Below are 25,524 nucleotides of genomic sequence, written 5' to 3'. Positions count from 1 at the left end.
ATCAGCACTCGTCAACTCCCCCTTCGCCCCACCCGTTATTACCTCAACCGTAAACACCTCGAGGTAGTACCCATGAAGCCGTTCATCGTCTTAACCGCAACCGTGACCGCATTTGCATTCACTGTACCTGCCTTGGCTTGGGGTGGCGGCGACTATGGCTATTGGGAACGCAGCAAGCAAGAGTATTGGGATGGCCCGTGCCTGGTCAAAATTGAATCCAAGCCCTATGAATACAAAAAAGAAGTGAAGTGCGAAGATGGCTTTTCGCCTGTGGCCGATGCACCCTGGAAAGAGGAATATCGCGATGGCGAATGCAAGGTGAAGCGAGAGGCCAAATACGACGAGTTCAAAGAAGAAATCAAATGCCGTTGAGTTTCCGCAATACACCGCGAAGCGAAAGTATTGCTGTGACAAGACTGGCTGGCGCAGTGTCACTCATACCCATGGCACGCATGCACTTTTCCAGCCAGTCTGGTTTGTCCAATAATTTACCAATTGCTTTTTCAAGGTCTTGCTGAATACTCTGGCCGTAAGCCGTTTCAGCTTTGGCAAGCGCTTTTGCAAACACGTCAAAACCTGGCTTCATCATCGCCAAGTCAATCAAGTCGCGATTGAACACACCTTCATCCGCCCAGCGGTCGGAATTCGCGAGCAATTTGCTTGCAAGCAAGTCAACAACACTCAGCGTGGCAACGCCGCACACTTCATCCGCAACCTTGGGCGTCTCAAACTCTATCCGGCCTTCCAGCACAATTTCAAATTTGATGTTGTGTTGGCCCAGTCCAATTGCAGTGCGAATGCCGTATTGGTCTGCACGCACTTCTCGAAGTTGCGAAATCAAAGTGGTGTTTTCATTGAAAAGCCCCAACACGCTTCCAGATTCCCGCACCAATGTACGCAAGGCCCTGTAGCTGGCAAGGTCAGACACCATCAAATCGATGTCCACTGACTCCCTGTATTCCCCATGTCGCAGCGCAATTGCCGTACCTCCGCCAAAGTAGCACTGGTGTGCTTTCAGCAAGTCGGCATTCATCAAGCGAAGTACCTGTTCAATTGGCTGGTGGTGTGTGCGTTTAAACATTCAGGCACCGTCCTTCGAACCAGGTTCAAACTTCGCCCGCAGTCGCTCGATCAACTGTTGTTCATCCGCAGTTATTTTCGTTTCATCAATATGCCGCCAGTTGCGCACATAAATATCCCAGGCTTGCCGGGGAGTAATCGATTCAACCCCCTGCACATGCCAGGCAAGCGATTTCAATTGAGGGTAGTTGTCCAAAGCGATCACTTCAGGAATCGGTGCAGTTCTATCATCGCAAGCACTCACAATTCCGCACCTTAAGCCCAGTGCGGCCACAGCAGCCCAATAGGCGCCCGCGGCTACAGAGGGCTCCCCCAGTTCAATCCGGTGCAGAGTAGTTCGTGAAAGGCCTGCGGCAGTGGCCACCGCCTCGGCACTTAATTTGTTGGCCTTGCGGTATTGCTTCAATTGTTTGCCCAAAGCAAGCAATTGATCTCGCGGTGTGGCAGTTTGTAAATTGAATTTGGCTGGCATAGTGTTTCTCATTCTATACAAAAATAGAATTTTGTATACAACCAGAAACAAATTATCGCTTATTCCACCGAAAAGCTCGACCCACAACCGCAGGTGCTCTTTGCCTGCGGATTGTTGAACACAAAACGCGAAGCCAAGGTGTGGGCCTCGTAGTCGATGGTGGTGCCTTCCAGGTAGGGTGCGCTAACGGGGTCTACATAAATGTGAATGTAGGGGTTGATTTGCACCAGAATGTCGTCCTCGTCCGTTTCCTTGGCGAGGTCGATTTTGTATTCAAAGCCTGAGCAGCCGCCACCTTGCACATACAGGCGAATCATGGCCGGTTTGTGCATATTGTCGCGCAGGTCCAGAATTCGCTCTTGGGCTGCGTCGGTCAGGGCAATGTTACAAGTGGGTGTTGCTGCTTCAGTGGTCATGTCAAATCAGGTTGGTTTCCGCTTTCTCGGTCTCACAGCTGGAAATTCTCCAGGTGCCGTCCGGGCGCTTTTGCAATACGTAGTATACGTTCCAAAGCGTTTTCTGGCGGTCGATCATCTGCACCGCGTGTAGTGCATTCATTCCATCCGTCTCGAATTTCACGAAGCGCACTGTCATGGGCTTCACCACCACGTCGTAGCCTTCACGAACCATTTTCATGAAAGTCTCGGCATCGCCAAACATGGTTTGAATATTGGGGGTTGCGTAGGAAAAGGCCTTGGGGCCGTCGCCTTGCTTGAAGGCTTCAAGTTGGGCTTCAATGACTGCTCGGGTTTCTTTGCGGTCGCTGGCTTCGTCAGCCTGGACCATGCTGGTGGTAAAGGCAGCAGTTAAAACTCCAGCAAAAATAACCAGCCAAAGCTTCCATATTCGCTGCCTAAAACTGTTTTCTTTATCAAGCCTGAATTTTTGCTTTGTGCTGGAGGGGGGGCGGGAAGAACTGTCACTTGGCATTTGCGAACTACCTGTGCAAACAATCGAATTTTGAGTTTGCATCGAATCGGGAGCATTTGCAAGCCCGAAAAGAACAAAGGGCAACCTTCCGAAGAAGATGCCCTTTGTCAACTGAAGTCACAAACAATCAATGACTTACATGCTTATCAGGTGCCAATAATGCCACCGTCTGTGCGGCGAACCACCACAGTTGCCGAGCGTGGGCGGCTGGCAGTTGCGCCATCGGGCCAGCTTGAAAACGCAGTGGGGTTGGCAATCAATTCAGCCTCGGTGTATGGCATACCCGTGGCTGGGTTGGTGGCGTTGGGGTGACGGCCAACTTCGCCGGGGTGCTGAATGTCCACGAACATGGTTCGCATGTCAGGTGTCCATGTCACGCCGGTTACCTCGCAGCCGTCCGGGCCCACAAAGAAACGCTGAACTGTGCCTGCATCCAGGTCAGCAACCAGCATCTGGTTGTTACCGTGGCCCGCGTAGGCGCCAGTGTTACTGAAGTTACCGTCGGTCTGCACCCACAAGCGGCCCAAACGGTCAAACTGCAAGCCGTCGGGGCTGTTGAACAGTTCCTGGCCTGCGTCACCGGCCAACAGGAAGATGTTCCAGTCAAAGGTCGTGCTGGTGGCGTCTTCGTTCGTCTCGTTGATGCGAATAATGTGGCCGTAGATGTTGTTGGCACGTGGATTGGCCTCATCAACCTGGCCCGCTGTACGGGCACTGTTGTTGGTCAATGTTACAAACACTTCGCCTGGCTTGTTGGGGTTTGCAGCCAGCCACTCTGGGCGGTCCATCGGGGTGGCGCCCACGGTGCTTGCAGCTTGGCGGGTGCGAATCAACACATCGGCCTGGTCGATATAACCGTTGCCAGTGGTCAGGCCGTTTTGGCCATGCACCAGGGGAATCCATACACCAACACCCACGCCGTCGCCAGCTGTGCCATCGTCATTGAACTGGGCCACATACAGAGTACCCGCGTCCAGAATGTCGGCATTGGCTGCCATGTTGTTTTCGTCGTAAGCCGCGTCCGAAACAAACTTGTACACGTATTCAAAGCGCTCGTCACAACCCATGTACACCACCACTTTTTTGGTAGTTGGATCAATTACCAATTCAGCATTCTCATGCTTGAAGCGGCCCAAGGCAGTGCGCTTTTTGGGTGTGCTTGCAGGGCGGAACGGATCAATTTCTACCACCCAGCCAAATCGGTTGGGTTCGTTGCGATTACCAGCCGCGCTGATGTCAAAGCGGGGGTCGCTTTCGTGCCAACGGTAACCAAAGCCGTTTTGGCTCAAGCCGTAGCGGGCTTCCAGCGCATTGCGTGTAAATGTTGTGTCAGTCCAGCCAAAATAGCCGTTGAAGTTTTCTTCACAAGTAATGTAGGTGCCCCATGGGGTTTGGCCGGCACCGCAGTTGTTCAGCGTGCCCAGTGCACGTGTGCCTGTGGGGTCTGCTGCAGTTTGCATCAACACATTACCGCGTGCTGGGCCGGAAATGTCGATCGGCGTGTTGCCATGAATGCGGCGGTTGAATGTTGAGTTGCGGTTCACAGTCCAAGTGCCGTTGCTGTTTCGCATAACTTCGATCACAGATACACCATGGGCGGCTTGGCCTTTACGTGCATCTTCAAAAGTGAATGTGACTGTGGAGTCGCTGACCACCTTGTCATAGTAATACTCAGCGTTCAGGTACTCGTGGTTAATACACAGCAGGCCAACATCGCTGCGTTCGCTGCCATCTGCATTCTTGAACGGGAAGAAGTTGATCGCATCGTGGTTGTCGCCGCTTTGCTGTTCCGCCACCGCAGATGTTTCGCTCAAGTCACCTGCGAATGCGGGTGAGCCGGCAACGCAGGGATCACCCCAGCGGTACAGAATTTCAGCCACGTAGCCATCGGGTACCACTACTTCGCTTCCCGAAGATGCCGCTGCGGCTGCAAAGGCCACCTCAGTGTTGGCGGGGGCAGTTGCTGCCACTGAACCATCCGATCCACAGGCATTCAAACCAAAAATTGACAGCGCCGCCAGGCCGGCACCGCTTTTCAATACATTGCGACGGCCCTGGTTCACCTTGATCGCGCGTTCAACGATCTCGGTCAGGCTCAATTCTTTGGCGGTATTTACGCCAATGTCTTCTGGTTCAAGTTTGTATGACATCTCTCAACTCTCATCGAATAGGTTATTTGAAAAAGCAGGCGTATCTAATCGCGTTTTGTATGCAGAAATGTGACAAACCGTCATATCGCCGCGATGTCATAAAAATTTCAAAATTAACGGGGAAAGTGGGGTGTTTAGTCGCATGTCTGTCGATGACACAGTGCGACAGAATTCAATTTGAATCCATGCAAGGCGCATGTGGGTACAATTGAATTGAACCGGTTTTTTTCGGAGTGGTTTCAGTGGCGGCAGCATTCAGCAGGGCAATTGCAGTGGCGCTTTGGGCGCTTCCCTCCATCGGGTTGGCACAGGCGTTGAATGTGGTTACCACCACAGCCACGCCCACTCCCATGCGCTGGGTAGTCAACATGGGCAATCAAACGCAGGGCACCGCACCCGCCGGTATGTTGCAAAAGTTGCAAAACACCCTCGGGGTTCCTGTCAGCATGGTCCGTCCGCTGTTGCAGCCCAACAGCTACCTGGTTGAAATGCAAAGCCTGCCTGTGCTGGGCAGTTTGCAAACACCCCAAGCCATTCGTGCGGCGCTTCAGGCCCTGCCGGGTGTGCGCTTTGCCAGCCCCGACATTCAATTGCAACGCACGGCGGTGCCTGCCCCAAACGATGGCGCCTATGCGGTAAACCAAGCCAGTTACATGCACACCGGCGCGTATGCCTCGCTGCGCATGCAGGACGTGTGGGAGCAAACCCGTGGCAGCAGCAACGTGGTGATTGCTGTGCTCGATTCTGGCGTGTTGTTTGAAAACCCTGAACTGAAAGGCCGCCTGTTGCCCGGGTATGATTTTGTTAGCCGAGTCACCCCGCCCACCGGTACACAGGAAAGTGGCACAGTCGTTGACTCGGGTTCCAACGATGGCAATGGCCGAGACCCCGACCCTTCAGACCCTGGCGATGCACCGCCCCCCGGTTTTAATTGCCCCGATGGTTCAACGACCAGCTCGTGGCATGGCACCACCGTGGCTTCTGTTGCGGCGGCACAGTCCAACAACGGGCAGTTTCTGGCCGGTATGGACTGGAATGCCAAGGTACTGCCGGTGCGTGTTTCTGGCCGGTGCGGCATTGCCACAAGCTCCGATATTGTGGATGCCTTTTATTGGGCCACCGGCTCGGGCCGGGTTGACCCCACCATTGGCGTGAACCCCAACCCAGCCAATGTAATCAACCTCAGCTTCGCCACCGACACACCTCTGTTTGGCGGCGGTTGCGCCGCAAACGACATGGTGGCATTGGCAATTGCCGATGCAAGGGCGCGCAATGTGTCTGTGGTGGTATCCGCAGGCAACAACTCTGGCGGGGCCGTACAATACCCGGCCAACTGCGCGGGCACCATTGCAGCAGGGGCAGCCGAGCAAGACGGCCAACTGGCCACTTACACAGCCAAGGGTGCAGGTACCGGCTTTGTAACCCTGCACGCGCCAGGCAATTCAAATGGCTTGTACCTGGGTGCAAGCAACACCGGTGGTTCTTCACCCAATCCAAATGGCAGCACCGCATTTTTGTTTGCAGGCACCAGTTTTTCCGCGCCCATGGTGGCCGGTGCCATTGCCTTGCTAAAAGCTGTGCGCCCCAGCCTTACGCCCAGTCAAATTGACAGTTTGTTTAGCAATACCGCCTTGGCTTACCCGGCCAATGCCGATTTCACCCAAGGTTTGTTCGGATTTACCCGGCGAAATTGCACCAGTTCAACCTGTGGCGTGGGTTTGCTGAATGTTCTGGGCGCGGTTCAAGCCGCACGTTCACTGACCAACCCCTTGCCTGTGGCCAATGTGCAGCAGTCGGCGGTGGTGGCCAGCAATGGCCCGTTTGTGCTGGATGCGGCTTTGTCCACCAACAGCGCCGGCGGCAATGCCAACCTCACCTATAGCTGGCGACAGGTGTTTGGCAACCCGGTTGCGTTGGCAGGTACCAGCACCAGCGCCCTGCAGGTGCAGTCGGGCATGGCGGGCAATATTGCTGAATTCGCGCTCACAGTCACCGACACCAGCACCAATCGCAGCAACACCAGCGTGGTTCGTTTGGCCAATACCTCTGTAAACGAGCGCACCTTCACTCCCAGTAGCGCCGGCGGCGGTGGAACCAGCACGGGTGGATCGGGCACGGGTACTTCCGCCCCAGCTCCCGTGGCCACCAGTTCCGGTGGTGGCGGTGGTGGGGGAGTGTTGGGGTTGGCAGGATTGCTGGGGATGTTGATGCTGTTTGGGGTTTGGCGGCAAAGGCCTGGGGTTGCCTGAAAAAGTTGGGATAGAATCGGGATTCACTTGGTCATACCTCAACCGACAATCAGCCAAGAATCCAAATGCCCAGCCCAGTACCGCAGCATCAAGAACACACCACCCTTCGTTGGGAATATGCGTCCGTAGTCGGCATTTTGGCCATTTGGGTCAGCATGTTGAGCCTGAAAATCGGGGTTGGCCTTATTGCCGGCCTCGCCATTTTTGCCCTTACCCGCTTTACCCGCCGCGGCTTTGTGCGCCTGTTGCAGCCGCACATCAACAAATTCAAGGGCCGTTTCATGCGCGGCCTGTTTGGCTGGTTGCCCACCTTTTTAACCACTGCTGTGGTGGCTGCGGCCGTGGTGTTGTTGGGAATCGGCTTGAACAGTGGGGTGCGCTTTGTGCTGGCCACCATGACCCAGCAAGGCCCACAACTGGTTGAGGAAGCACTGCGCAACCTGAATTCGGTCACCGCCAGCCTGCCCCAGGCCATTAAAGAACACATACCTGGCAAACCCAGCGAATTGTTCCGCATGATCAGCAAAGACGACAGCGACTTTGTGGGCTACATCCGCAGCTTCGGCGGTGCCAGCTTCTTTATCTTCCTGCAATTTGTGTTCGCCCTTATTCTGGGTGTTTCCGCAGCACTCATGGTGCCAGCCCCAGTGGCCGGTGGCCCTGCCAAACCTTTGGCTGATGCCTGGCTGCAAACCCTTGAAAAGTATGTGCGCTGTTTCACTTTGCTCATGGGCGCGCAGGTGTACGTCAGCATTTGGAACACCTTCTGTACGGCCGTGTTTATTTACGGCATATTGCCCGCATTCGATGTGGTGCTTCCCTTCCGGGAGTTGCTGCTCATGTTCACCGCCGTGGCCAGCCTTATCCCGGCGGCCGGCAACATCATGGCCAACACCCTTATTCTGGTGCTTACCATTCGCTACGGCGTGTTTGTGGCCATGGGCTCGGTACTTTACCTGTTCATCATTCACAAGCTTGAATACTTTGTGAACGGCTACATCATTGGCCGCAACGTGCGTGCCAGCGTGCCTGAAATGCTCATCGCCATCATTCTGGGTGAAGTGGCTTTCGGCCTGCCTGGGCTAATTACCGCGCCGGTTACTTATGCATTTTTGAAAATGCACTGGCAACGGTGGGGGTGGGTTTGAGTTTTCTTCAGCGAATCAACCCAGCCTGGTTTCTGGCAGGGGCGGCGTTTTTTTTGCCGATCAAGCCGGCGCCGGTGAATTTGCTTCTGGCTCTTGCAACTCTTTTCGCCTTACTCAATTCTGAATGCAGACGCAGCATGGGAAGTTTCTTCTCCCGTGCTGAATTAATTCCACTTTGGTTGCTGCTGGTTTTTTTTGCAATTACCTATTTTTATCCAAGTAACGATGAAACAAGTTATCTGGAATTCATAAGTAAATATGGGCGTCTTGCCTTGATCCCCGTGCTGGCCAGCGTGTTGGTGAGTAAAAAAAACCGTCACATTGTTGGACAAGGTTTTCTGTCAGGAATGGCACTGGTGCTGGCAATGTCCTACGCCATCTGGTTCGGAATTGATCCACTGTACCTTGGTGCCAAAGCCACCGACATGTATGCAATCCCCAGTAACCCAACAGTGTTCAAGTCGCACATCACACACAACTTCTTTTTGGTTGTGGCGATCTACCTGTGGTTGCAGTGTTTCGTCAGAACGGCAAAGCCGGCTTTCAAGTGGGTCTATGCTGCACTCACCTTGCTTGGGCTTGTAAACCTGTTTGGCATGATTGATGGTCGAACAGGGTGGTTGGTGTTCATGGTCATTCCGCTGTACTTCGGTTACCAAAAACTGGGTCTTAAAGGTTTTCTGTTGGCTGGGCTTGTATTCGCAGCCATGCTGGTCGCTGCCTATTTTCTGGTCGACAATATTCATGACCGTTTCTCGACCACCTGGCTTGAAATTCAGCAGGTTCTTCGTGACAAACCCCAACAGGGAACCAGCATTGGTGAAAGGGTCATGTATCTCACATCAAGCTGGTCTGCCTTCCTCCAGGCACCTTTTTTTGGTTATGGCTTGGGTGGCGTACAAGGTGCTGTGCAACCTTTCACTTCAGCGGCCGGGTGGCCCACCTTTTACAATCCGCATAACCAGTTTTTAATGCTGATGTTGCAAGGTGGATTGCTGGCCTTGATTTTATACATCTGGTTTTTTAGTTTGGCCGTTATCAAAAGCGCGACTAGCGTTTGGTCAAGCACCTATGTATTACCCCTGCTCATGATTTATTTTGTGGGCAACATATTGAACTCGTTTCACTTCGATTTTGCGGAGAGTGTCGCATTCATCGTTCTCTATGCCGTGTTTTTGGGGGCAACCGAATGGGATTGATTATTCACGCCCCCAATGTGCATCAAGGTGGTGGTCGAACGCTACTGAACGCGCTTCTGGCTAACGCTGATCAATCGGCTTGTTGTGTGGTTGATGAACGCATGACTACAACCAACATAAATCCATGTGTTGCCATTTGTTCAATCAAGCCTACGCTTGTTGGTCGTTTAAAAGCTGAGGTGTTACTGGCAAAAAATTCTAAATCAGGCGACACAGTGCTTTGTTTTGGTAACTTGCCTCCACTCATTAAATCGCAAGCGACCGTCAAGGTTTTTCTGCAGAATCGATATTTGTTTGGTCATCATGATTTCTCAAGATTTTCGATTGCAACAAGGTTACGTTTGCAACTTGAACGTTGGTGGTTTCGAACTCGCATGCAATCGCATTACAAAATCATCGTGCAATCTCAAACCATGCAGCGAGAATTGAAACATAGCCTTGGTTTTGAATCCCTTGTGCTGCCCTTTGTCGCCACGGGCACGAACCAGTCCGTTTCAGGGAATCACAACATGGACGAAATCAAAGAATTTGATTTTGTTTATGTCTCGTCTGCAGAGCCCCACAAAAACCATGCTGCGCTTTTGGACGCGTGGGCAATTCTGGCCAATCAAGGTGTTTATCCAAACCTTGCGCTCACCGTGAGCGAGTCGAGCCCGGTAGCCCAACTAATCGAGCGTTACAAGAGTTCACATGGCTTGAAAATCACGAATTTTGGTACCTTGCAGCACGGTGAGGTTCAATCACTGTACGCCAATTCCAAAGCCTTGATCTTCCCGTCAAAGCTTGAATCATTTGGTTTGCCCTTGCTTGAAGCCCAACAATTGGGTATGCCGATTCTTGCACCTGAACTTGACTATGTTCGCGATGTGGTCGAACCCAGTGAAACATTCAATGCCGATTCCCCTACATCGATAGCACGGGCTGTAATGCGCCACATGAATATTGAAAACGCCAAAAGCCAACCTATTTGCGCTGCTGAGTTTCTGGCGCGAATTCAAGAAACAGGCCAAGCATGAGGATACTGATCGTCACCCAGTATTTCTGGCCTGAAAGTTTCATGATCAACGACGTAGTCAAATCACTGGTAAAGCAGGGGCACAGGGTGGTGGTTGCCACCGGCAAACCCAACTATCCAGAAGGCAAAGTGTTTGCAGGCTACCGGGCCAATGGCGTTCAGCGTGAACTGTTTGATGGCCAAACGCTTGTTGTGCGCATACCCACTTGGCCGCGCAAGCATGGGGGCGCCAAGAATCTGATCTTGAACTATCTTGTTTTTGTTTTGGCCGGCATGTTCTGCTTGCCATGGGCTTTGCGTGGTTTGAAGTTCGACGCAATTTTGGTGTACGCGCCTTCGCCAATTACACAAACAATTCCCGCAATTTTATTGAAATGGATCAAGCGCGCACCTCTGGCTTTATGGGTTCAAGACTTGTGGCCAGAAAGTTTGCAGGCCACAGGGTTTGTGCGTAACCCCCAAGCCCTGTCGGCTGTGGGCTACATGGTGTATTGGATTTACAAGGGTTGCGACCTGTTGCTGGCCCAGTCCAAAGCATTTATTCAGCCGTTGAATGAATATGCAAACCGCAGCAAGATCCGGTATCAGCCCAATTCTTTTCCCGAGCAAAGTACAGACGCGCTTGTGGATGCGCCTGCACCGTTGCTCGCTACCCTGGAAAGCAAGTTCTGTGTGGTTTTTGCAGGCAATCTTGGCCAGGTTCAAGCGCTCGATTGCGTTGTTGATGCCGCTGAATTGTTGAACGGTCACCGCGATATTTCAATAGTGCTCGTTGGCAGCGGCAGCAAAAGCGAATGGTTGATCCAACAAAAACAGGAACGGGGACTTGGCAACCTTGAGTTGCCCGGCCGGTTTCCAATGCAAACCATGCCTTCCATTTTCAATAGGGCGGGTGCCTTGCTCGTTTCACTTGAAGACGATCCGATTTTCGGGCTAACGGTTCCTAGTAAAATACAGGCTTATCTCGCAGCCGGTAAACCAGTATTGGCCAGTTTGAACGGCGAAGGCGCCCAAGTGGTACTAGAGGCAAAAGCTGGCCTGGTCTCGCCCGCTGGCGACAGCGCTGCCTTGGCAGCCAATATCCTGAAGATCAAGGCGATGACAAGCGAAGAACGTGCCGAAATGGGCAGCCAGGGAAAGTCGTATTTCCTCGAATATTTTGAAACTGAAAGCCAGGCGCGCCACTTGGCTGAAACGCTCAGTGCCATGGCAAAGGGTAAAAAATGAAAATTCTGGTGTTGGGTATTACAGGCATGTTGGGTAGTGCAGTGTTCAAAGCGTTGTGTGAAAGCAAACAATTTCAAGTGTGGGGCAGTCAACGCAGCCTTAGCTGTCACCGAAAGCTTGCTGCCTTGCCCTCGGCAGGCATTCTCACCGGGGTGGATGTCCTGGATCAGGACACGTTGGTCAATACTTTTGCAAAGGTTAAGCCCGATGTGGTCATCAACTGCGTGGGGCTGATCAAGCAACTCGAGCAAGCCAACGACCCGCTAATCGTTTTGCCAATTAATGCCATGCTACCGCATCGTTTATTGCGCCTGTGTATCTTGGGTGGTGCGCGCCTGGTACATATCAGTACCGATTGCGTGTTCAATGGCAAGAAGGGCAATTACCTTGAAAGTGATCCTTCTGATGCCGAGGATCTTTATGGTCGGTCAAAGTACATCGGCGAGCTTAACGACAGCCCAAGCGCAATTACCCTGCGAACCTCGATTATTGGACATGAATTGGGCACCAGCTTCGCTCTGCTTGAATGGTTTCTGGCGCAGCAAGGCAGCGTGAAAGGTTTTTCCAAAGCAATATTCTCCGGTGTGCCCACCTGTGAACTGGCCAGAATCATCATTGAATATGTTCTGCCAAAGCCTCAGTTGCATGGTCTGTATCATGTGGCTGCTGAACCCATTTCCAAGCTGAGCCTGCTGCAACTCGTGGCCAAAGAGTATGGCGTACAAACCACAATCAACCCCGACAGCGGCTTGGTCATCGATCGATCACTTTGCGCTGCGCGCTTCCAGCAGGCAAGCGGGTATACTGCCCCTAAATGGCCTGATTTGATTCACAAAATGCGCCAATCCCGAATTCAATAAATACTGACGAGTCCCCATGTTCGACGGAAAAGTACTCATGATCACCGGTGGTACAGGGTCGTTTGGCCACACCGTGCTGAAGCGTTTTATCGAAACTGAAGTGAAAGAAATCCGCATCTTCAGTCGTGATGAAAAAAAGCAGGAAGACATGCGCATTGCCTTGGGCTGCGACAAGGTCAAGTTCTACATCGGTGATGTTCGTGATTATGACAGTCTTGCGCAAGCCATGACTGGCGTTGATTACGTGTTCCATGCTGCAGCACTGAAGCAGGTGCCTTCCTGCGAGTTCTACCCTATGGAGGCCGTGCGCACCAACGTGTTGGGCACCGAGAACATGCTGAACGCAGCCATTGCCAAGGGTGTTAGTCGCGTGGTGGTTTTAAGTACCGACAAAGCGGTGTATCCCATCAACGCCATGGGAATTTCAAAGGCCATGGCGGAAAAGCTCATGGTTGCGAAGTCCCGCACCATTCCCGAGGGAGGTACGGTGGTGTGTGCCACCCGATATGGCAACGTCATGGCCAGTCGCGGCTCGGTCATTCCCTTGTTCATCCAGCAGTTGCTGGATGGTCAGGAAATCACTGTTACCGACCCCAGCATGACCCGTTTTTTGATGTCACTTGAAGAGTCGGTTGATCTGGTTTTGCATGCGTTTGAACACGGTCAGCAAGGCGATATTTTTATTCAAAAAGCACCAGCCTCTACTGTGGCGGATCTTGCCCAAGGATTGAAAGAACTTCTGAACAAAAACAACCCGGTTAAAGTCATCGGTACCCGGCATGGTGAAAAACTTTACGAGTCCTTGGTGTCGCGCGAAGAAATGGCCAAAGCTGAAGACATGGGGCGCTACTTCCGCATCCCAGCAGACAATCGCGACCTGAACTACAAAAAGTATTTTGTAGAGGGCGAGCAGCGTATCTCCGAATTCGATGACTACACGTCTCACAACACACATCGCCTGGATGTACAGGGCGTAAAGGATGTACTCAAAAAGCTCGACTATGTGCAGGAGTTTTTGAATGCTTAAGGTCATGACTCTGGTTGGTACCCGGCCTGAACTCATCAAGATGAGCCGCGTAATTGCGGAGCTGGACACGCACACAGAGCACACCCTCGTGCACACCGGTCAAAACTACGACTATGAATTGAATCAGGTTTTTTTTGATGATCTGGGTATTCGAAAACCTGATTTTTTTCTGGAAGCTGTGGGTGAAAATGCAGCACAAACGATTGCTCGCGTAATTGAAAAATCGGATGCAGTTCTTGAACAGATCAAGCCTGATGCGCTGATGCTGTACGGCGATACCAACTCGTGTTTGGCTGTAATTTCTGCCAAACGCCGCAAGGTTCCCGTGTTTCACATGGAGGCGGGCAATCGTTGTTTTGATCAACGTGTGCCCGAAGAATTGAACCGCAAGGTGCTGGACCACCTTAGCGACATCAATATGGTATTAACCGAGCATGCCCGTCGTTATTTGATCGCTGAAGGTATTCGCCCTGAAACAATCATCAAAACCGGCTCGCACATGCGTGAAGTGCTGAATTATTACATGCCCAAAATTCAGCAAAGCAAAGTGCTTCAAACCATGAAGCTGGAAGAGGGCAAGTTTTTCATCGTGAGCGCACACCGCGAGGAAAACGTAGACAGCCCAGAGAATGTGGCTGATTTGCTTGAAACCTTGAATGCCATTGCTGAGCAATACAAGTACCCGGTAATCGTTTCCACCCACCCGCGCACTCAAAAACGTTTGGCAGAACTTGATCTAAGCAGCATGAATCCCCTGATTCAGTTCCTGAAGCCATTTGGGTTCACTGATTATATTCGCTTGCAAATGGGCGCCTCCTGCGTGATTTCTGACAGCGGCACCATCACTGAAGAAACCTCATTGCTTGGATTGAAGGCTATCACCATTCGCAATGCACACGAGCGGCCCGAGGGAATGGATGAAGGCATTCTCATCATGTCAGGGCTGAAAAAAGCCCGTGTACTGGATGCTGTTCGAGTTGTGATTGAACAGAAAGCTGTGCAACCGTGTGTGGCTCCCGTGGTAAAAGACTACGAGAACCCCCATGTGGCCCGCCAGGTACTGCGAGTAGTGCTTAGCTACACCGACTACATCAATCGCACTGTGTGGTCCAAGTGAATGGTCAGCGTATCCTGGTAACCGGCGCGACTGGCTTTGTTGGCCAGCGTGTTTGCAGCCAGCTCGAGAATCTGGGGGCTGTGGTGATTAAAACCAGCAGGGCACCATCGAGTGAACCCAATACCTTTCAAGTTCAAGCACTGGGCCCGCACACTCAATGGCGGGAGGCGTTGCAAGGCTGTACCTCGGTGGTACATCTTGCTGCGCGTGTGCATGTGATGAATGAGAATGCGGTTGACCCATTGTTTGAATTTCGTCAGGCCAATACTGAGGGTACCTTGCAGTTGGCAAGGCAGGCAGTGCAGTGTGGTGTCAAACGCATGGTGTTTATCAGCTCCATTAAAGTGAATGGCGAAGCGGGCGAGTTCACCGCCAGTTCAATTCCAAATCCAATTGATCCTTACGGGATTTCAAAATATGAAGCTGAACAACAGTTACTCGAACTGAGCCGTCAAAGTGGTTTGGAGGTGGTTATACTGCGCCCACCATTGGTGTATGGGCCAGGTGTAGGGGCCAACTTCCTGAAACTGCTTAGCGTTGTGGCTCGGGGAACACCATTGCCACTTGGGGCCGTGAACAACCAACGCAGCTTGGTGTATGTGGGTAATTTGGCCAATGCTATTGCTACCTGCCTGAATCATTCGAACGCGGTTGGCAAAACTTATTTGGTTTCTGACAATTCAGATGTTTCTACGCCACAGCTGGTTCGCGAAATGGCACTAGCCCTGGGGCGAAAAGCCAACCTTATTAATATCTCGCCTTGGCTCATTGAGGTCGTGGCCGCTTTGCTGGGTAAGCGTGCAGCTGCCCAGCGCCTATTGGGTAACCTTACGGTGAGCCCTCAAGCACTGCATGAAGATTTGGATTGGGAGCCACCTTATAGCATGCAGGTAGGTATGAAGGAAACGGCCGACTGGTACATGCAGCAGGTCCAATTGAAACTACGATGATGAAACGTTTGTTCGACTTGTTATTGGGTGTTGTTGTGTTGGCAATTCTTGCTTTGCCAATTCTCGTTGTTGCGTTTGCGGTACGCGTAACTTCCAAAGGTCCGGTTTTGTACTGGAGCGACCGGGTAGGCGTTCACAATCAAATTTTTAGAATGCCAAAATTTCGCAGCATGCGTGTAGGCACACCCGCTGTGGCAACTCACCTGCTGAATGATCCGCGATCGCACCTCACGCCTATAGGTTCATTCATACGAAGAACCAGTCTTGATGAACTGCCCCAGCTGTGGAGCATCCTCAAAGGCGACATGAGTTTTGTTGGCCCGCGCCCGGCCTTGTTTAATCAGCACGACTTAATTGAATTGCGCACAGAAAAAGGTGTACACCATATTCTTCCTGGTTTGACGGGTTGGGCTCAAGTGAATGGTCGTGATGACATACCTATTCCCCGCAAAGTACAGTTGGATTATGAATACTTGCAAAAGCAAAGTTTGTTGTTCGACATTCAAATACTTTGGCTTACATTCCTGAAAGTGATTAAACGCGACGGTGTTTCGCACTAAGGCACACGTTCAACATGTTTCTTTCAAAATTCGCCAGTCCTGTTCTTAATTTGCCCCGCGTCGCCAAGAGACTAATCGTGTTGGCAGTGGATGCAAGCCTCTGTGTTCTCACGGTTTGGCTTGCCTATTATTTGCGTCTTGATTACTGGATCTCATTAACCAATCCCGATTTTGGCTGGAATCCAATGGCAGCTGTAGGGATGAGCCTTCTAATCGCGATTCCACTGTTCATCGTCAATGGTTTCTATCGGGCAATATTCAGGTATTCAGGTTTGTCTGCCATATTTACTGTCTCCAAAGTGATTGCGGTTTATGGCGTTATTTATGCGGCTATTTTCACTGCCATGGGTGTATCGGGTGTGCCGCGTACAGTGGGTATTATTCAGCCAATATTGCTTATGGTGTTTGTGGGCCTTACTCGCCTGTTTGCCCGGTTTTGGTTGGGTGGTTTGTACCGTAATCAATTGCAGTTGGCCAATTTGCCACGTGTGCTTATCTATGGTGCCGGCGCCACAGGCAGGCAACTGGCAGGTGCCTTGGCCAACAGCCATGAAATGCGCGTTGTAGGCTTTATTGACGACAACAAAGCTTTGCACAAACAAACCATCAATGATCTGAAAATTTTTAATCCGCAAGATCTGCAGGGTCTTGTTGAAACACTAGGCGTGAATACTGTGTTGCTCGCATTCAATGCTGCAAGTCGCAAACGTAGAAATGAAATTCTCGACAGTATTTCAAAAAGCAAAGTAGCGGTTCGAACTTTGCCGCGGGTTACTGAAATAGCAGCAGGAAAAATCAGTGTTTCTGATCTGCGCGAACTTGATATCGATGATCTTCTGGGGCGTGACCCGGTTAGCCCTGACCCCGAATTACTTTCAAAAAATATTCTTGGCAAAGTAGTTTTGGTGACTGGCGCAGGTGGCTCTATCGGCAGCGAGCTGTGTCGTCAAATTTTGAAAGTAGGTCCAGCGCAGCTTTTACTCGTTGAGCAAAGTGAATTCGCCTTGTATCAAATTCACCAAGAACTTGAGCAGAAGCCAGTAGCGAATAATCACGGGCGGGTTGTCTTAATTCCCTTTCTGGCCTCAGTTCGGGATGAAGTCCGTATGGACAGTATTCTTGCCAAATTTAAACCGCACACAATATTTCATGCCGCTGCCTATAAGCATGTGCCGTTGGTTGAACACAACTTGAGTGAAGGCATTCATAACAACGTATTCGGTACTTTCACAATGGCCAAGCTGGCCTTGAAGCATAGTACGGAAAATTTCGTGTTGATTAGTACCGACAAAGCGGTTCGCCCGACCAATGTCATGGGTGCCACCAAGCGCCTTGCAGAAATGTCGTTACAGGCCCTAGCTGAAACATCAAGCACAACCGTTTTTTCTATGGTGCGTTTTGGAAACGTACTTGGCTCATCGGGTTCAGTTGTTCCATTGTTTCGCCAGCAAATTCGCGATGGTGGGCCAATCACCCTCACTCACCAAGACATTACCCGTTACTTCATGACGATACCCGAAGCAGCGCAGCTGGTGATTCAAGCCAGCGCTTTGGCAAAGGGCGGGGATGTGTTTTTGCTCGATATGGGGGAGCCAATCAAAATTTACGATCTCGCTGTTCGAATGATTGAGCTATCCGGCCTCACCTTGAAGGATGAATCCAATCCCGAGGGCGATATTGAAATTCAGATTACAGGGCTACGGCCAGGTGAAAAGTTGTATGAAGAGTTGTTGATTGGGAATGAACCAAAACAAACAGTTCATTCGAGGATCCTGATGGGAACAGAATCATATCTACCTATACGGGAATTTGAACTCGAACTTCTTGAATTGTCTCGTTTCTTGAATCAGGGAAAACTTCGAGAGGCATCCGAAACTCTATGTCGGTGTGTTGAGGGTTATTCAGCAGGCGGAGTGGTGGACTGGGTCTTCTGAAGAAATCAAATTATTTTTTTATTCTATGCGACTGATTGCTTGTTCAATTCTTTGCTGAATTGCATAGGGTGAAAATAACCTCAGGTAGTATTCTCTTGCTTTTGAATCGGTGTTTGAGTCGCAGTTCTGTATGGTGTTTAAAAAGGTCTCGTCATCGTCAGTCCTTATTAAGACACTATTGGGTACATCTTCATAGCCAACTGCTGCGAAATTTGACGCAAGCACCATTTTGTTGAACATTAGGGCCTCAGCAATTTTTACTTTCATCCCTCCTCCCGAAAATATCGGGGCTACAACGATTTGGGCTTGTGTGTAGAAGTCAGCGATATCGTCCACCCTTCCTCGAACATCAAGATTCTTGAATTGATGTGCATACTTATCAATCCCGTTGCCGATCGCAATAATTCTCTTATTGTTAAGCCTAGGGGCAATTTTGAAATTCAAGTATGCAAGTGCTTCAACATTTGGTGGAAAGTCAGATCCAACAAAGAGTGCATAAGGAATATCTACATGTCTAGGAGCTAGTTGCACTTGAATGTTTCTAAAGCCGTCCTTGATTGAGACGGGGATGCAACAGGTTAAGGCGGACGAGTTTCTTCTCTTCAATATTGCTTCATCTGTTTGCTGTATCGCAATTAGTAAATCGGACCCTTTGATTGAGAGGTATTCATTGGCTGCAGTTGCCAAATATGAAATCCAGTAAGAGGGTTGTCTCTTTGCGTAATGTTTTATGATTGGTGTCTCAATATTGTGGAAATAGCAAATAATTTTGCTTCGCCGGCTTAGAAATCTTATTAGCGGGATCAGGATGCCGAACAAAGACGAATCGAGCCAAATTAGTTCTGGCTGTTCTTTTCTGATCCGGCTAATCAAAAAATAGGCCCCCTTAGGGCTTAATGTTGCGCAAAGTAGGCATAGGTTTGCCAATGCCGTACCAACTTTATTGTGGGTAGTTGGCACTTTCACGCAGTCTGAAGATGCGTTTCTATTTACAGATAAAACTGTGGTCGAATAGCTTTGCAACACCCTAGACAATGCCTCAAGGTTTGATTTGGCCACCACGGAGCCGCCGTAGTTCTTGTCTTCAAGACTAGGGGAAATGTAAAAAAGACTTTTAGCCATTTTTCTTTGTGTGGAGTTTTTCTAAAAAATTGTCTAACCTGACAAAAAGTCGCGGTGCTTGATTCATGGCACTGTGTATCTCAATTCCTTTGTTTAACAAACGTAGTGACAACATTTTTTCATTAACAATGGCGCGGGCTTTAAATTTCGCCACATCGCTGTAGTTTTCGACACATTGCTTACTTTTATACCATCCCCCGCCGAAAAGCCATTCCTCTAGACGCTTCTTTAAATTGTTGGACATTGACGATGGAAAAATCGAGTCATCAACTGTCTCCCCCCGTTGTTGGTGAACCAGCTCACTGTTCACTTTGAAATCAATCTTCTCGATGGCTTCATTGCCCAAGTAGAAACAGTACGTACTCATCCATCGATCCCCTGACAGTCCGTAAATCGAAAAAGTCTCTCTTTCGTGTAATTCGTCAGTAAAACCAACTGCGTGCTTGGTATTTTGCTTGATACAACTTTTTAAAAAATGAAATCGAATGCGAGTGAACTTCCTGTGCGAATTCACTGTATCGTTGACAAAAATGTATCCGTGCTTCGGTTTTTGCGAATGCTCTAGGCTCCAGTCGAGGCCCTCTTGCCATGCTGAAAATTCACCTGCGTGGTTTGAGCCCCGCAGCGCTGTCCAAGAATTATCAAAGTCAGAGAGCCGTACATCAGAGGAGTTGTAAACAACAATCTTCTTGCAGTTGAGAAATTGTTGGCAGAAGGCCTTGGTGCGTTCAGTATTTTTCGGGTAGTAACTAGCCAAAATCAAGGTGTAGTCGCCGCTTCGCATACAATATTATTTTCCTAGCCCAAGTGATTTATGAGAACTAGCACTGTACCTGTAAATCTCCTTAGATTACATCCGTCTGGATGCCCACTGCTTCACGCGGTACATGAATGAGCCGGCCCTCATATAAGCCTGCCTCCTCGCGATTATTGGCAAAAAACGCAGTCTGGAACTTCACTGGACTAATTGCGCCACTAATAGTTGCGTTGTACGCGATTCCGATTCTAATCGAAGGAATGGGTAGTGAGCGATTTGGTTTGTTGGCTGTTATTTGGGTAGGAGTTGGCTATTTTAGCCTGTTCGATTTTGGTCTTGGCCGAGCCCTAACAAAACTGGTTTCCGAGAGACTTGGAAGTGGCCAAATTTCCGACCTTGGCTCGCTAATCTGGACCGCTTTGGTGGTTTTATTTGCGGTCAGCTTAGTCGGATCGTTCTTGATTGCAACTTGCAATGCAATCCTGGTCGAGAGGTTGTTGGATGTGAATCATACGCTCAATGATGAAGCCAGGATTGCATTTTATTTGTTGGCCGTTGGAATACCCGTGGTGGTTTTAACCACTGGTTTTATTGGTGTTCTGGAAGCGCATCAACAGTTCAAAGTCATCGCCAAGATTCGCATGCCATTGGGGATTTTTACCTATCTAGGGCCACTGCTCACCCTGCAGCTCACGCCGGACGTTGCATGGGCCACTGGCATTCTGCTGTTCGGTCGTATGGTGGCCGCCATTTTTTACTATCGCGCTGCTTGTAAGGCCGAACATTCACTTGCAAAATTCATTCGACCCCAAAGGCTTTTTATTAAGCCACTTACAAGTTTTGGTGGATGGATTACAGTCACTAACATCATTGGACCACTGATGACCTACATGGATCGGTTTTTCATTGGTGCGATTACTGGCTTGTCGGCTGTGACGTATTACGTGACTCCCTACGAAATCTTAGTGCGCCTGCAAATGGTTTCACAGGCAATTGTTGGTGTTATTTTTCCTGCGGTATCCTCAGCATACGTTTCCAACATGGAGCGGTTTAATGCGCTTTACGTTCAAGGTAGTAAAGTCCTTTATTGGTTGATGTTGCCTCTATTATCGGGCGTAGTATTGTTTGGTCCTGAGGCTTTGGAATTTTGGCTTGGTGGTGAATTTCATGAAATTTCTGTCCCCATCCTCTACTGGTTGTCCATCGGATGGATGGTGAATATCATCGCGCAGCCGGCTTCTGTGATACTGCAGGCTGCGGGTAGGCCTGACTTAACCGCAAAGGCGCACATGGTCGAGTTCGTTTTCTATTCAATTGGCTTGGTGTTGTTGCTTAAAAATTTTGGCATAGTCGGTGCAGCTATGGCATGGGTTATTAGAGTCGTTATGGACACGTTGGCGCTTAATTGCCTGGTAATGAGGGTTCTCCCGGTGGCAAAGGCGCATGCTATGCGGACGATATTTGTCACGATTTGTACCATAGTATTCATGGCCGCTCTTGTCTGGATTGAAAGCCATTATTTCAGGGCGTTGGTATTGGTTGCCGTAATTTGTAGTTCGCTAGCTTTTGCTGTACCTTTTGCTCGCACTTTTATCAGAAAGTCTCATGCTAATAGTATTTAACTTCAAGCACGAAGGATTAAGGTTTTAAGAAAATGCAAACATTCCCTGAATCGCATTCGGTGCAAGGCTCTAGCACTTGGCCTCAAGATGGTTTGGAGAGGGTTAAAATTTGCCCAGTTTGCTCCAGTGAGCGCCGTCATTTGCTGCACAAGGATTTGTCTGACAAAATTTTTAAGTGCGCCCCGGGCTCGTGGGACATGTTTCAATGTCAGGCCTGTCGCAGTGCATATCTTGATCCCAGGCCAACGGTCTCCACCATAGGAATGGCTTACACCACTTATTTTACGCACTCCCAGTCCGTGCAGAATGACTATCGAGATTTAGGCTTTTTGCGGCGTTTGAAACGAGCACTGGCCAATGGCTATCGCAATAAAAGATTCGGAACCAATCTGCATCCTTCGACCAAACTTGGTGTGGTGTTTGCTTATTTCTCACCTGGATTTCGAAATCTTTTGGATGCTGAGCGGCGTTGCATCCCGTTCGGAGGACGAGGGCACAGATTACTCGATGTCGGTTGCGGTAATGGCGACTTTTTGTTGCTTGCCTCTCAGGCCGGGTGGGAGGTGGTTGGTCTTGAGCCAGACCCAAAGGCAGCACAGGCTGCGCGCAATCATGGAATTGATGTGAGGCAAGATTCGATCGAATCGTTAGATCCAGCGATTGAGAGTTTTGACGGTATAACATTGAGCCATGTAATTGAACATATGCACGATCCGGCTGCCGCTCTGCGTCATTGTTATGCTTTGTTAAAACCAAACGGTTGGATTTGGATTGAAACCCCCAACGTTGATGCTCAGGGGCATGAAAGTTTTGGGCCTTCGTGGCGGGGCTTGGAGCCACCTCGGCATTTGGTTCTTTTCAATCGACCATCTTTGTTCGATTTGCTCAGGAAGATTGGATTTGCTGAGCTTGAAGATCTTCCTTATCGCCCATTGTGTGATTACCTTTTTAAAGAAAGTAATAAGATCGCGGGGGAACTAAATGATCAATCTAGCTGCGATACGCCGAGCAATTTGGCGCGAAAGATTGCAATAGCAGAGCGACGTGCCAAACGAAATGCAGGGTTGAGAGAATTTGTGACGGTTCGTGCAATTAAACCAGCCGATTAGGTTGTGGTTGAGGATCAAATATCGTCTACTCTCGAAACTGTAGTGAAAATAGTTGCTTAATTTAGAAAGGCGTAACCGTGATGAGCATTGATCGGAAAGGATTAGTTCTTGCCGGTGGGTCGGGTACTCGCTTGTATCCCATTACTCAGGCCATCAGCAAACAACTGATGCCAGTGTACGACAAACCCATGATTTATTACCCGCTGAGCACCTTGATGCTTGCAGGAATCCGTGATGTATTGGTTATCAGTACTCCGCAAGACACCCCCCGGTTTGCTGAATTGTTGGGGGATGGGGAACAGTGGGGTATGAATATTCAATACGCGGTTCAACCCTCACCAGATGGCCTGGCACAGGCTTTTGTTATTGGAAAATCTTTCATCGATAACAATCCAAGTGCGCTAGTTTTAGGAGACAACATCTTTTATGGTCACGACCTTGTTAAGCGACTTCGCAGTGCAAACTCGAAAGTCAATGGCGCGAGTGTATTTGCTTATCACGTAAATGATCCCCAGCGTTATGGAGTAGTGGAGTTTGATCTACAAAAGAGAGCGGTCAGTATCGAAGAAAAACCAGCCAAACCCAAAAGCAATTTTGCGGTAACCGGGCTTTATTTTTATGATCAGCAGGTATGCGATATTGCTGCTGAAATCAAACCCTCGGCTCGTGGTGAACTGGAGATTACCGACATCAATCAGCGATACCTTAAATCGGGCGAACTTGACGTTGAAATTATGGGCCGAGGATTTGCCTGGCTGGACACCGGTACACACGATAGCCTTCTAGAAGCTGCCAGTTTCATCGCGACACTTCAAAAGCGGCAGGGTTTGCAAGTCGCATGTCCTGAGGAGATTGCCTATCAACAAGGGTGGATCAACTCTGAAGCCCTACACAAACTTGCGCTTCCGCTAGCCAAAGGCGTTTACGGCCAATATTTATTGAATTTATTAAGATGAACTATGCCATACCTTGTTTCTAAAACCAGCTTGCCCGAAGTGTTGATGTTAGAGCCGAAAGTGTTCGGTGATGAACGCGGTTTCTTTTTTGAAAGCTTCAATCAACGTGATTTCATCGACGCGACAGGCTTTGATGTTGATTTCGTGCAAGATAACCATAGTCGCTCTGAAAAAGGTGTTTTACGGGGTCTTCATTATCAAATTAAGCACCCTCAGGGCAAGTTGGTACGGGTTGTTAGCGGTGCCGTATTCGACGTCGCTGTCGACATGCGTAAAACGTCAGCGAATTTCGGCAAATGGGCTGGTGTTGAATTGACAGCCGAGAATAAACGAATGCTCTGGATCCCTAAGGGGTTTGCACATGGTTTTTTGGTTTTGAGCGACTTTGCCGATTTTTTATATAAGACGACCGACTACTGGTATCCGGAGCACGAGCGAAGTATTTGCTGGAATGATCCCGATATTGGAATTCAGTGGCCTTTAGAAGATGTGCCGAAACTTTCTGTAAAAGATGCGGCTGCCGGAAGTTTTAATCTATGTGAGGTATTTCGAAATTAATGGTAGTCTGAAGCTTGAGGTTGGCAAAATCAACTACAGTGGCTTCAGATCAACCGCTTCCGTAACTTTGGAATGTGACCCAAATGCACCGCCGCATTGACCAGCAGTTGCTTTTTCCACTCAACGATTTGGGTGGGGTGTAGTTCAAACTGCTGGCAAAGCTCAGCCAGCGTTGTGTCTTCTCGCAATGCGGCCAAGTCCACTTCTATATCAAATCTATTCAGCCACCCAATCCTCAACCGCCAGCCCTTTCACTCTTAAAAATTCTTTGGTGTTGTGGGTTACCAGCGTTGCATTCTCGGCCAGTGCATGGCACGCAATCCATAAGTCATTTGCTCCTATGGGAGTTCCCGCATCTTTCAATTGCATAAATTGTTCTGCATAGTGCTTGCATATCGCCGGGCCGCCCGGGTACATCACATGGATCTGCTGGGCCAGTTGATCAAGCCTGCGCAAGGTTTCTGGCTTGCGGTTGCTGCGCTCTGCACCCTTCAACAGTTCAGCCCAGGTAATAAAACTCATGGCCAGTTTTGCATCTGTTGGTAGCGAATTTACTTTCTGCGCAATGGTCGGTGGTTGATTTTTGATCAGGTAAATCAGAATGTTGGTGTCAAGCAAGTAAATCACAGCGTCTCGCGATCTTGCATGGGTTGGCTGTCCTCCTGCTCGGCTTCCAGTGCAGCGATAAATTGCTCGTCAACTTCACCCAAAGCTTGCAGTGCCTGCAACAAAGCCTGCCCGCGCTCGGCAGGTATGGGGTGAATAACAAGGTCGCCGTGTTCATTGCGGCTAATTTGAACCCGGTCAGTATTCAAGCGAAACTCGGCGGGAATGCGCACCGCTTGGCTGTTGCCGTTGTTGAAAACCCGAGTAGTAGAAACAGGTGAAGCCATTGACACCTCTAGGTGTGTACATATTGGTGTGTACATTATCAGGCTTTAGGGCGCACAGCAAGCGTTTGGCTTTTTGTTGCTTAAAATTTTACGCGCATAAAAATGTAATCATCCGCACTAATTGGCGCATAAAAGTGTTGCCGCTTTACTTCGCTGCTCACAGTGTTGCATTCAAGGCCAGCCTTTAACTCGAAAATGGGTTCAACAGCGGCACATCAAACCGGGTAAAGTCTTTCGTGTTGCGGGTTACCACCGTTAACTTGTTGGCAAGGGCAGTGGCGGCAATCATGGCATCTTCCAATGCTGTGTCTGTTTCCCGGTGCATTAATTTTGCCCACACTCGGAAGCATTTTGCATCCATGGGTAGCACCTTAAACGTGGCTTCCAATTTGTTCAGCCACAGCTCTATTTCCTCGGCTTTGCCCTCATCTTGTTCTCTGGTTCTCTCGATTCCGCTTTGAATTTCAGCCAGCGTAAATGCGCTAAGGTAAAGCAAATGCTCGGGAATGTTCTTGATCCACGCCAGCACTGCTCCATGGGGTTTTGCTTTTCGTAGTTCGGAAATAACGTTGGTATCCAGAAGGTACAT

At 49.8% G+C, this 25,524-nt stretch carries 27 protein-coding genes; 16 read left to right on the top strand and 11 right to left on the bottom strand.

The window, feature by feature from the left end:
* Nucleotides 1–72 precede the first annotated feature (72 nt).
* Nucleotides 73–372 (top strand): hypothetical protein, encoded by a 300-nt coding sequence (locus BSZ31_RS03020; RefSeq protein WP_146106568.1) that lies wholly within the window; start codon nt 73–75, stop codon nt 370–372.
* On the opposite strand, the gene BSZ31_RS03015 is transcribed toward BSZ31_RS03020, so the two are convergent.
* The 5 genes from BSZ31_RS03015 to BSZ31_RS02995 form a co-directional block, all read right to left on the bottom strand.
* Nucleotides 359–1,081: a nucleotidyl transferase AbiEii/AbiGii toxin family protein gene (locus tag BSZ31_RS03015; RefSeq protein WP_105027493.1), complete on the bottom strand. Its 723-nt coding sequence runs from the start codon at nt 1,079–1,081 to the stop codon at nt 359–361. The two genes, BSZ31_RS03020 and BSZ31_RS03015, sit on opposite strands and share 14 nt — an antisense overlap.
* Nucleotides 1,082–1,552 carry a helix-turn-helix domain-containing protein gene (locus BSZ31_RS03010; RefSeq protein WP_240605630.1) on the bottom strand — a complete coding sequence of 157 codons (471 nt, stop codon included), beginning with the start codon at nt 1,550–1,552 and terminating at the stop codon, nt 1,082–1,084.
* 59 nt (nt 1,553–1,611) lie between these two features.
* Entirely contained in the window at nt 1,612–1,968 is a 357-nt protein-coding gene (locus BSZ31_RS03005; RefSeq protein WP_105027492.1) for an iron-sulfur cluster assembly accessory protein, read from the bottom strand.
* 1 nt (nt 1,969) lies between these two features.
* Nucleotides 1,970–2,338 carry a DUF4864 domain-containing protein gene (locus BSZ31_RS03000; RefSeq protein ID WP_168426825.1) on the bottom strand — a complete coding sequence of 123 codons (369 nt, stop codon included), beginning with the start codon at nt 2,336–2,338 and terminating at the stop codon, nt 1,970–1,972.
* 290 nt (nt 2,339–2,628) lie between these two features.
* Nucleotides 2,629–4,632 carry a PhoX family phosphatase gene (locus tag BSZ31_RS02995; protein WP_105027490.1) on the bottom strand — a complete coding sequence of 668 codons (2,004 nt, stop codon included), beginning with the start codon at nt 4,630–4,632 and terminating at the stop codon, nt 2,629–2,631.
* Nucleotides 4,633–4,874: 242 nt separating this feature from the next.
* On the opposite strand from BSZ31_RS02995, the gene BSZ31_RS02985 reads away from it, so the two are divergent.
* The 11 genes from BSZ31_RS02985 to BSZ31_RS02935 all read left to right on the top strand — a co-directional run bounded on the left by BSZ31_RS02985 (nt 4,875) and on the right by BSZ31_RS02935 (nt 17,918).
* Nucleotides 4,875–6,881, top strand: a complete 2,007-nt coding sequence (locus BSZ31_RS02985; protein WP_146106567.1) for a S8 family peptidase — start codon at nt 4,875–4,877, stop codon at nt 6,879–6,881.
* A 65-nt stretch (nt 6,882–6,946) separates the two neighbouring features.
* On the top strand, nt 6,947–8,029 hold the full coding sequence (locus tag BSZ31_RS02980; protein ID WP_105027487.1) for an AI-2E family transporter: 1,083 nt from the start codon (nt 6,947–6,949) through the stop codon (nt 8,027–8,029).
* Nucleotides 8,030–8,166: 137 nt separating this feature from the next.
* Nucleotides 8,167–9,228 (top strand): O-antigen ligase, encoded by a 1,062-nt coding sequence (locus BSZ31_RS17225; RefSeq protein ID WP_240605629.1) that lies wholly within the window; start codon nt 8,167–8,169, stop codon nt 9,226–9,228.
* Entirely contained in the window at nt 9,219–10,244 is a 1,026-nt protein-coding gene (locus tag BSZ31_RS17745) for a glycosyltransferase (RefSeq protein ID WP_105027485.1), read from the top strand. The genes BSZ31_RS17225 and BSZ31_RS17745 overlap by 10 nt, the downstream gene beginning before the upstream one ends.
* Nucleotides 10,241–11,470, top strand: a complete 1,230-nt coding sequence (locus BSZ31_RS02965) for a glycosyltransferase family 4 protein (protein ID WP_105027484.1) — start codon at nt 10,241–10,243, stop codon at nt 11,468–11,470. Before BSZ31_RS17745 ends, BSZ31_RS02965 begins: the two co-directional genes overlap by 4 nt.
* Nucleotides 11,467–12,330, top strand: coding sequence for an SDR family oxidoreductase (locus tag BSZ31_RS02960; RefSeq protein ID WP_105027483.1), 864 nt, complete (start codon nt 11,467–11,469; stop codon nt 12,328–12,330). The genes BSZ31_RS02965 and BSZ31_RS02960 overlap by 4 nt, the downstream gene beginning before the upstream one ends.
* 16 nt (nt 12,331–12,346) lie before the next feature.
* The gene (locus BSZ31_RS02955; RefSeq protein WP_105027482.1) at nt 12,347–13,357 is read left to right on the top strand and encodes a polysaccharide biosynthesis protein; all 1,011 of its coding nucleotides are present in this window, start codon (nt 12,347–12,349) and stop codon (nt 13,355–13,357) included.
* Nucleotides 13,350–14,474: a non-hydrolyzing UDP-N-acetylglucosamine 2-epimerase gene (wecB, locus tag BSZ31_RS02950; RefSeq protein WP_105027481.1), complete on the top strand. Its 1,125-nt coding sequence runs from the start codon at nt 13,350–13,352 to the stop codon at nt 14,472–14,474. Before BSZ31_RS02955 ends, wecB begins: the two co-directional genes overlap by 8 nt.
* Nucleotides 14,471–15,424: an SDR family oxidoreductase gene (locus BSZ31_RS02945; RefSeq protein WP_240605628.1), complete on the top strand. Its 954-nt coding sequence runs from the start codon at nt 14,471–14,473 to the stop codon at nt 15,422–15,424. The genes wecB and BSZ31_RS02945 overlap by 4 nt, the downstream gene beginning before the upstream one ends.
* Nucleotides 15,424–15,984, top strand: coding sequence for a sugar transferase (locus tag BSZ31_RS02940; RefSeq protein WP_105029714.1), 561 nt, complete (start codon nt 15,424–15,426; stop codon nt 15,982–15,984). Before BSZ31_RS02945 ends, BSZ31_RS02940 begins: the two co-directional genes overlap by 1 nt.
* Before the next feature lie 77 nt (nt 15,985–16,061).
* Complete coding sequence (locus BSZ31_RS02935) at nt 16,062–17,918, top strand: nucleoside-diphosphate sugar epimerase/dehydratase (RefSeq protein ID WP_240605627.1); 1,857 nt, start codon at nt 16,062–16,064, stop codon at nt 17,916–17,918.
* Between the two features lie 18 nt (nt 17,919–17,936).
* On the opposite strand, the gene BSZ31_RS02930 is transcribed toward BSZ31_RS02935, so the two are convergent.
* Nucleotides 17,937–19,040, bottom strand: a complete 1,104-nt coding sequence (locus tag BSZ31_RS02930; protein WP_105027478.1) for a glycosyltransferase — start codon at nt 19,038–19,040, stop codon at nt 17,937–17,939.
* Nucleotides 19,033–19,824 (bottom strand): hypothetical protein, encoded by a 792-nt coding sequence (locus tag BSZ31_RS02925; RefSeq protein WP_105027477.1) that lies wholly within the window; start codon nt 19,822–19,824, stop codon nt 19,033–19,035. Before BSZ31_RS02925 ends, BSZ31_RS02930 begins: the two co-directional genes overlap by 8 nt.
* Nucleotides 19,825–19,931: 107 nt before the next feature.
* On the opposite strand from BSZ31_RS02925, the gene BSZ31_RS02920 reads away from it, so the two are divergent.
* The 4 genes from BSZ31_RS02920 to rfbC all read left to right on the top strand — a co-directional run bounded on the left by BSZ31_RS02920 (nt 19,932) and on the right by rfbC (nt 24,042).
* Nucleotides 19,932–21,419 (top strand): flippase, encoded by a 1,488-nt coding sequence (locus BSZ31_RS02920; protein ID WP_105027476.1) that lies wholly within the window; start codon nt 19,932–19,934, stop codon nt 21,417–21,419.
* Between the two features lie 32 nt (nt 21,420–21,451).
* The gene (locus tag BSZ31_RS02915; RefSeq protein WP_105027475.1) at nt 21,452–22,528 is read left to right on the top strand and encodes a bifunctional 2-polyprenyl-6-hydroxyphenol methylase/3-demethylubiquinol 3-O-methyltransferase UbiG; all 1,077 of its coding nucleotides are present in this window, start codon (nt 21,452–21,454) and stop codon (nt 22,526–22,528) included.
* 86 nt (nt 22,529–22,614) lie between these two features.
* A complete protein-coding gene (gene rfbA / locus BSZ31_RS02910) occupies nt 22,615–23,484 on the top strand; it encodes a glucose-1-phosphate thymidylyltransferase RfbA (RefSeq protein WP_105029713.1) in 870 nt (289 codons plus the stop codon).
* A 3-nt stretch (nt 23,485–23,487) separates the two neighbouring features.
* Nucleotides 23,488–24,042 carry a dTDP-4-dehydrorhamnose 3,5-epimerase gene (gene rfbC / locus BSZ31_RS02905; protein ID WP_105027474.1) on the top strand — a complete coding sequence of 185 codons (555 nt, stop codon included), beginning with the start codon at nt 23,488–23,490 and terminating at the stop codon, nt 24,040–24,042.
* A gap of 44 nt (nt 24,043–24,086) precedes the next feature.
* Here the strand turns inward: rfbC and BSZ31_RS16825 are convergent, their stop codons facing one another.
* The 4 genes from BSZ31_RS16825 to BSZ31_RS02890 form a co-directional block, all read right to left on the bottom strand.
* A complete protein-coding gene (locus tag BSZ31_RS16825; protein WP_168426824.1) occupies nt 24,087–24,239 on the bottom strand; it encodes a hypothetical protein in 153 nt (50 codons plus the stop codon).
* A gap of 19 nt (nt 24,240–24,258) precedes the next feature.
* Entirely contained in the window at nt 24,259–24,660 is a 402-nt protein-coding gene (locus BSZ31_RS02900; protein WP_206018532.1) for a type II toxin-antitoxin system VapC family toxin, read from the bottom strand.
* A 5-nt stretch (nt 24,661–24,665) separates the two neighbouring features.
* The gene (locus BSZ31_RS02895; protein ID WP_105027472.1) at nt 24,666–24,935 is read right to left on the bottom strand and encodes an antitoxin; all 270 of its coding nucleotides are present in this window, start codon (nt 24,933–24,935) and stop codon (nt 24,666–24,668) included.
* A 184-nt stretch (nt 24,936–25,119) separates the two neighbouring features.
* Complete coding sequence (locus tag BSZ31_RS02890; RefSeq protein WP_105027471.1) at nt 25,120–25,524, bottom strand: type II toxin-antitoxin system VapC family toxin; 405 nt, start codon at nt 25,522–25,524, stop codon at nt 25,120–25,122.

Origin of the sequence: Limnobacter sp. SAORIC-690, from assembly GCF_002954425.1 — a bacterium.
GTDB classification, from domain to species: domain Bacteria; phylum Pseudomonadota; class Gammaproteobacteria; order Burkholderiales; family Burkholderiaceae_B; genus Limnobacter; species Limnobacter profundi.
The sequence above is the reverse complement of the archived record's forward strand: the minus strand, read 5'-3'. Positions and strand labels throughout refer to the sequence as shown.

What these genes read in the sequence shown, in the direction of transcription:
- BSZ31_RS02895 (WP_105027472.1), bottom strand. Translation starts at nt 24,935, where the DNA reads ATGGCTTCACCTGTTTCTACTACTCGGGTTTTCAACAACGGCAACAGC.
- rfbC (WP_105027474.1), top strand. Translation starts at nt 23,488, where the DNA reads ATGCCATACCTTGTTTCTAAAACCAGCTTGCCCGAAGTGTTGATGTTA.
- BSZ31_RS02930 (WP_105027478.1), bottom strand. Translation starts at nt 19,040, where the DNA reads ATGGCTAAAAGTCTTTTTTACATTTCCCCTAGTCTTGAAGACAAGAAC.
- BSZ31_RS02995 (WP_105027490.1), bottom strand. Translation starts at nt 4,632, where the DNA reads ATGTCATACAAACTTGAACCAGAAGACATTGGCGTAAATACCGCCAAA.
- BSZ31_RS03020 (WP_146106568.1), top strand. Translation starts at nt 73, where the DNA reads ATGAAGCCGTTCATCGTCTTAACCGCAACCGTGACCGCATTTGCATTC.
- BSZ31_RS02955 (WP_105027482.1), top strand. Translation starts at nt 12,347, where the DNA reads ATGTTCGACGGAAAAGTACTCATGATCACCGGTGGTACAGGGTCGTTT.
- wecB (WP_105027481.1), top strand. Translation starts at nt 13,350, where the DNA reads ATGCTTAAGGTCATGACTCTGGTTGGTACCCGGCCTGAACTCATCAAG.
- BSZ31_RS02980 (WP_105027487.1), top strand. Translation starts at nt 6,947, where the DNA reads ATGCCCAGCCCAGTACCGCAGCATCAAGAACACACCACCCTTCGTTGG.
- BSZ31_RS02920 (WP_105027476.1), top strand. Translation starts at nt 19,932, where the DNA reads ATGAGCCGGCCCTCATATAAGCCTGCCTCCTCGCGATTATTGGCAAAA.
- BSZ31_RS17745 (WP_105027485.1), top strand. Translation starts at nt 9,219, where the DNA reads ATGGGATTGATTATTCACGCCCCCAATGTGCATCAAGGTGGTGGTCGA.
- BSZ31_RS03005 (WP_105027492.1), bottom strand. Translation starts at nt 1,968, where the DNA reads ATGACCACTGAAGCAGCAACACCCACTTGTAACATTGCCCTGACCGAC.
- BSZ31_RS02890 (WP_105027471.1), bottom strand. Translation starts at nt 25,524, where the DNA reads ATGTACCTTCTGGATACCAACGTTATTTCCGAACTACGAAAAGCAAAA.
- BSZ31_RS02965 (WP_105027484.1), top strand. Translation starts at nt 10,241, where the DNA reads ATGAGGATACTGATCGTCACCCAGTATTTCTGGCCTGAAAGTTTCATG.
- BSZ31_RS03015 (WP_105027493.1), bottom strand. Translation starts at nt 1,081, where the DNA reads ATGTTTAAACGCACACACCACCAGCCAATTGAACAGGTACTTCGCTTG.
- BSZ31_RS02915 (WP_105027475.1), top strand. Translation starts at nt 21,452, where the DNA reads ATGCAAACATTCCCTGAATCGCATTCGGTGCAAGGCTCTAGCACTTGG.
- BSZ31_RS02960 (WP_105027483.1), top strand. Translation starts at nt 11,467, where the DNA reads ATGAAAATTCTGGTGTTGGGTATTACAGGCATGTTGGGTAGTGCAGTG.
- BSZ31_RS17225 (WP_240605629.1), top strand. Translation starts at nt 8,167, where the DNA reads ATGGGAAGTTTCTTCTCCCGTGCTGAATTAATTCCACTTTGGTTGCTG.
- BSZ31_RS03010 (WP_240605630.1), bottom strand. Translation starts at nt 1,552, where the DNA reads ATGCCAGCCAAATTCAATTTACAAACTGCCACACCGCGAGATCAATTG.
- BSZ31_RS02925 (WP_105027477.1), bottom strand. Translation starts at nt 19,824, where the DNA reads ATGCGAAGCGGCGACTACACCTTGATTTTGGCTAGTTACTACCCGAAA.
- BSZ31_RS03000 (WP_168426825.1), bottom strand. Translation starts at nt 2,338, where the DNA reads ATGGTCCAGGCTGACGAAGCCAGCGACCGCAAAGAAACCCGAGCAGTC.
- BSZ31_RS02940 (WP_105029714.1), top strand. Translation starts at nt 15,424, where the DNA reads ATGAAACGTTTGTTCGACTTGTTATTGGGTGTTGTTGTGTTGGCAATT.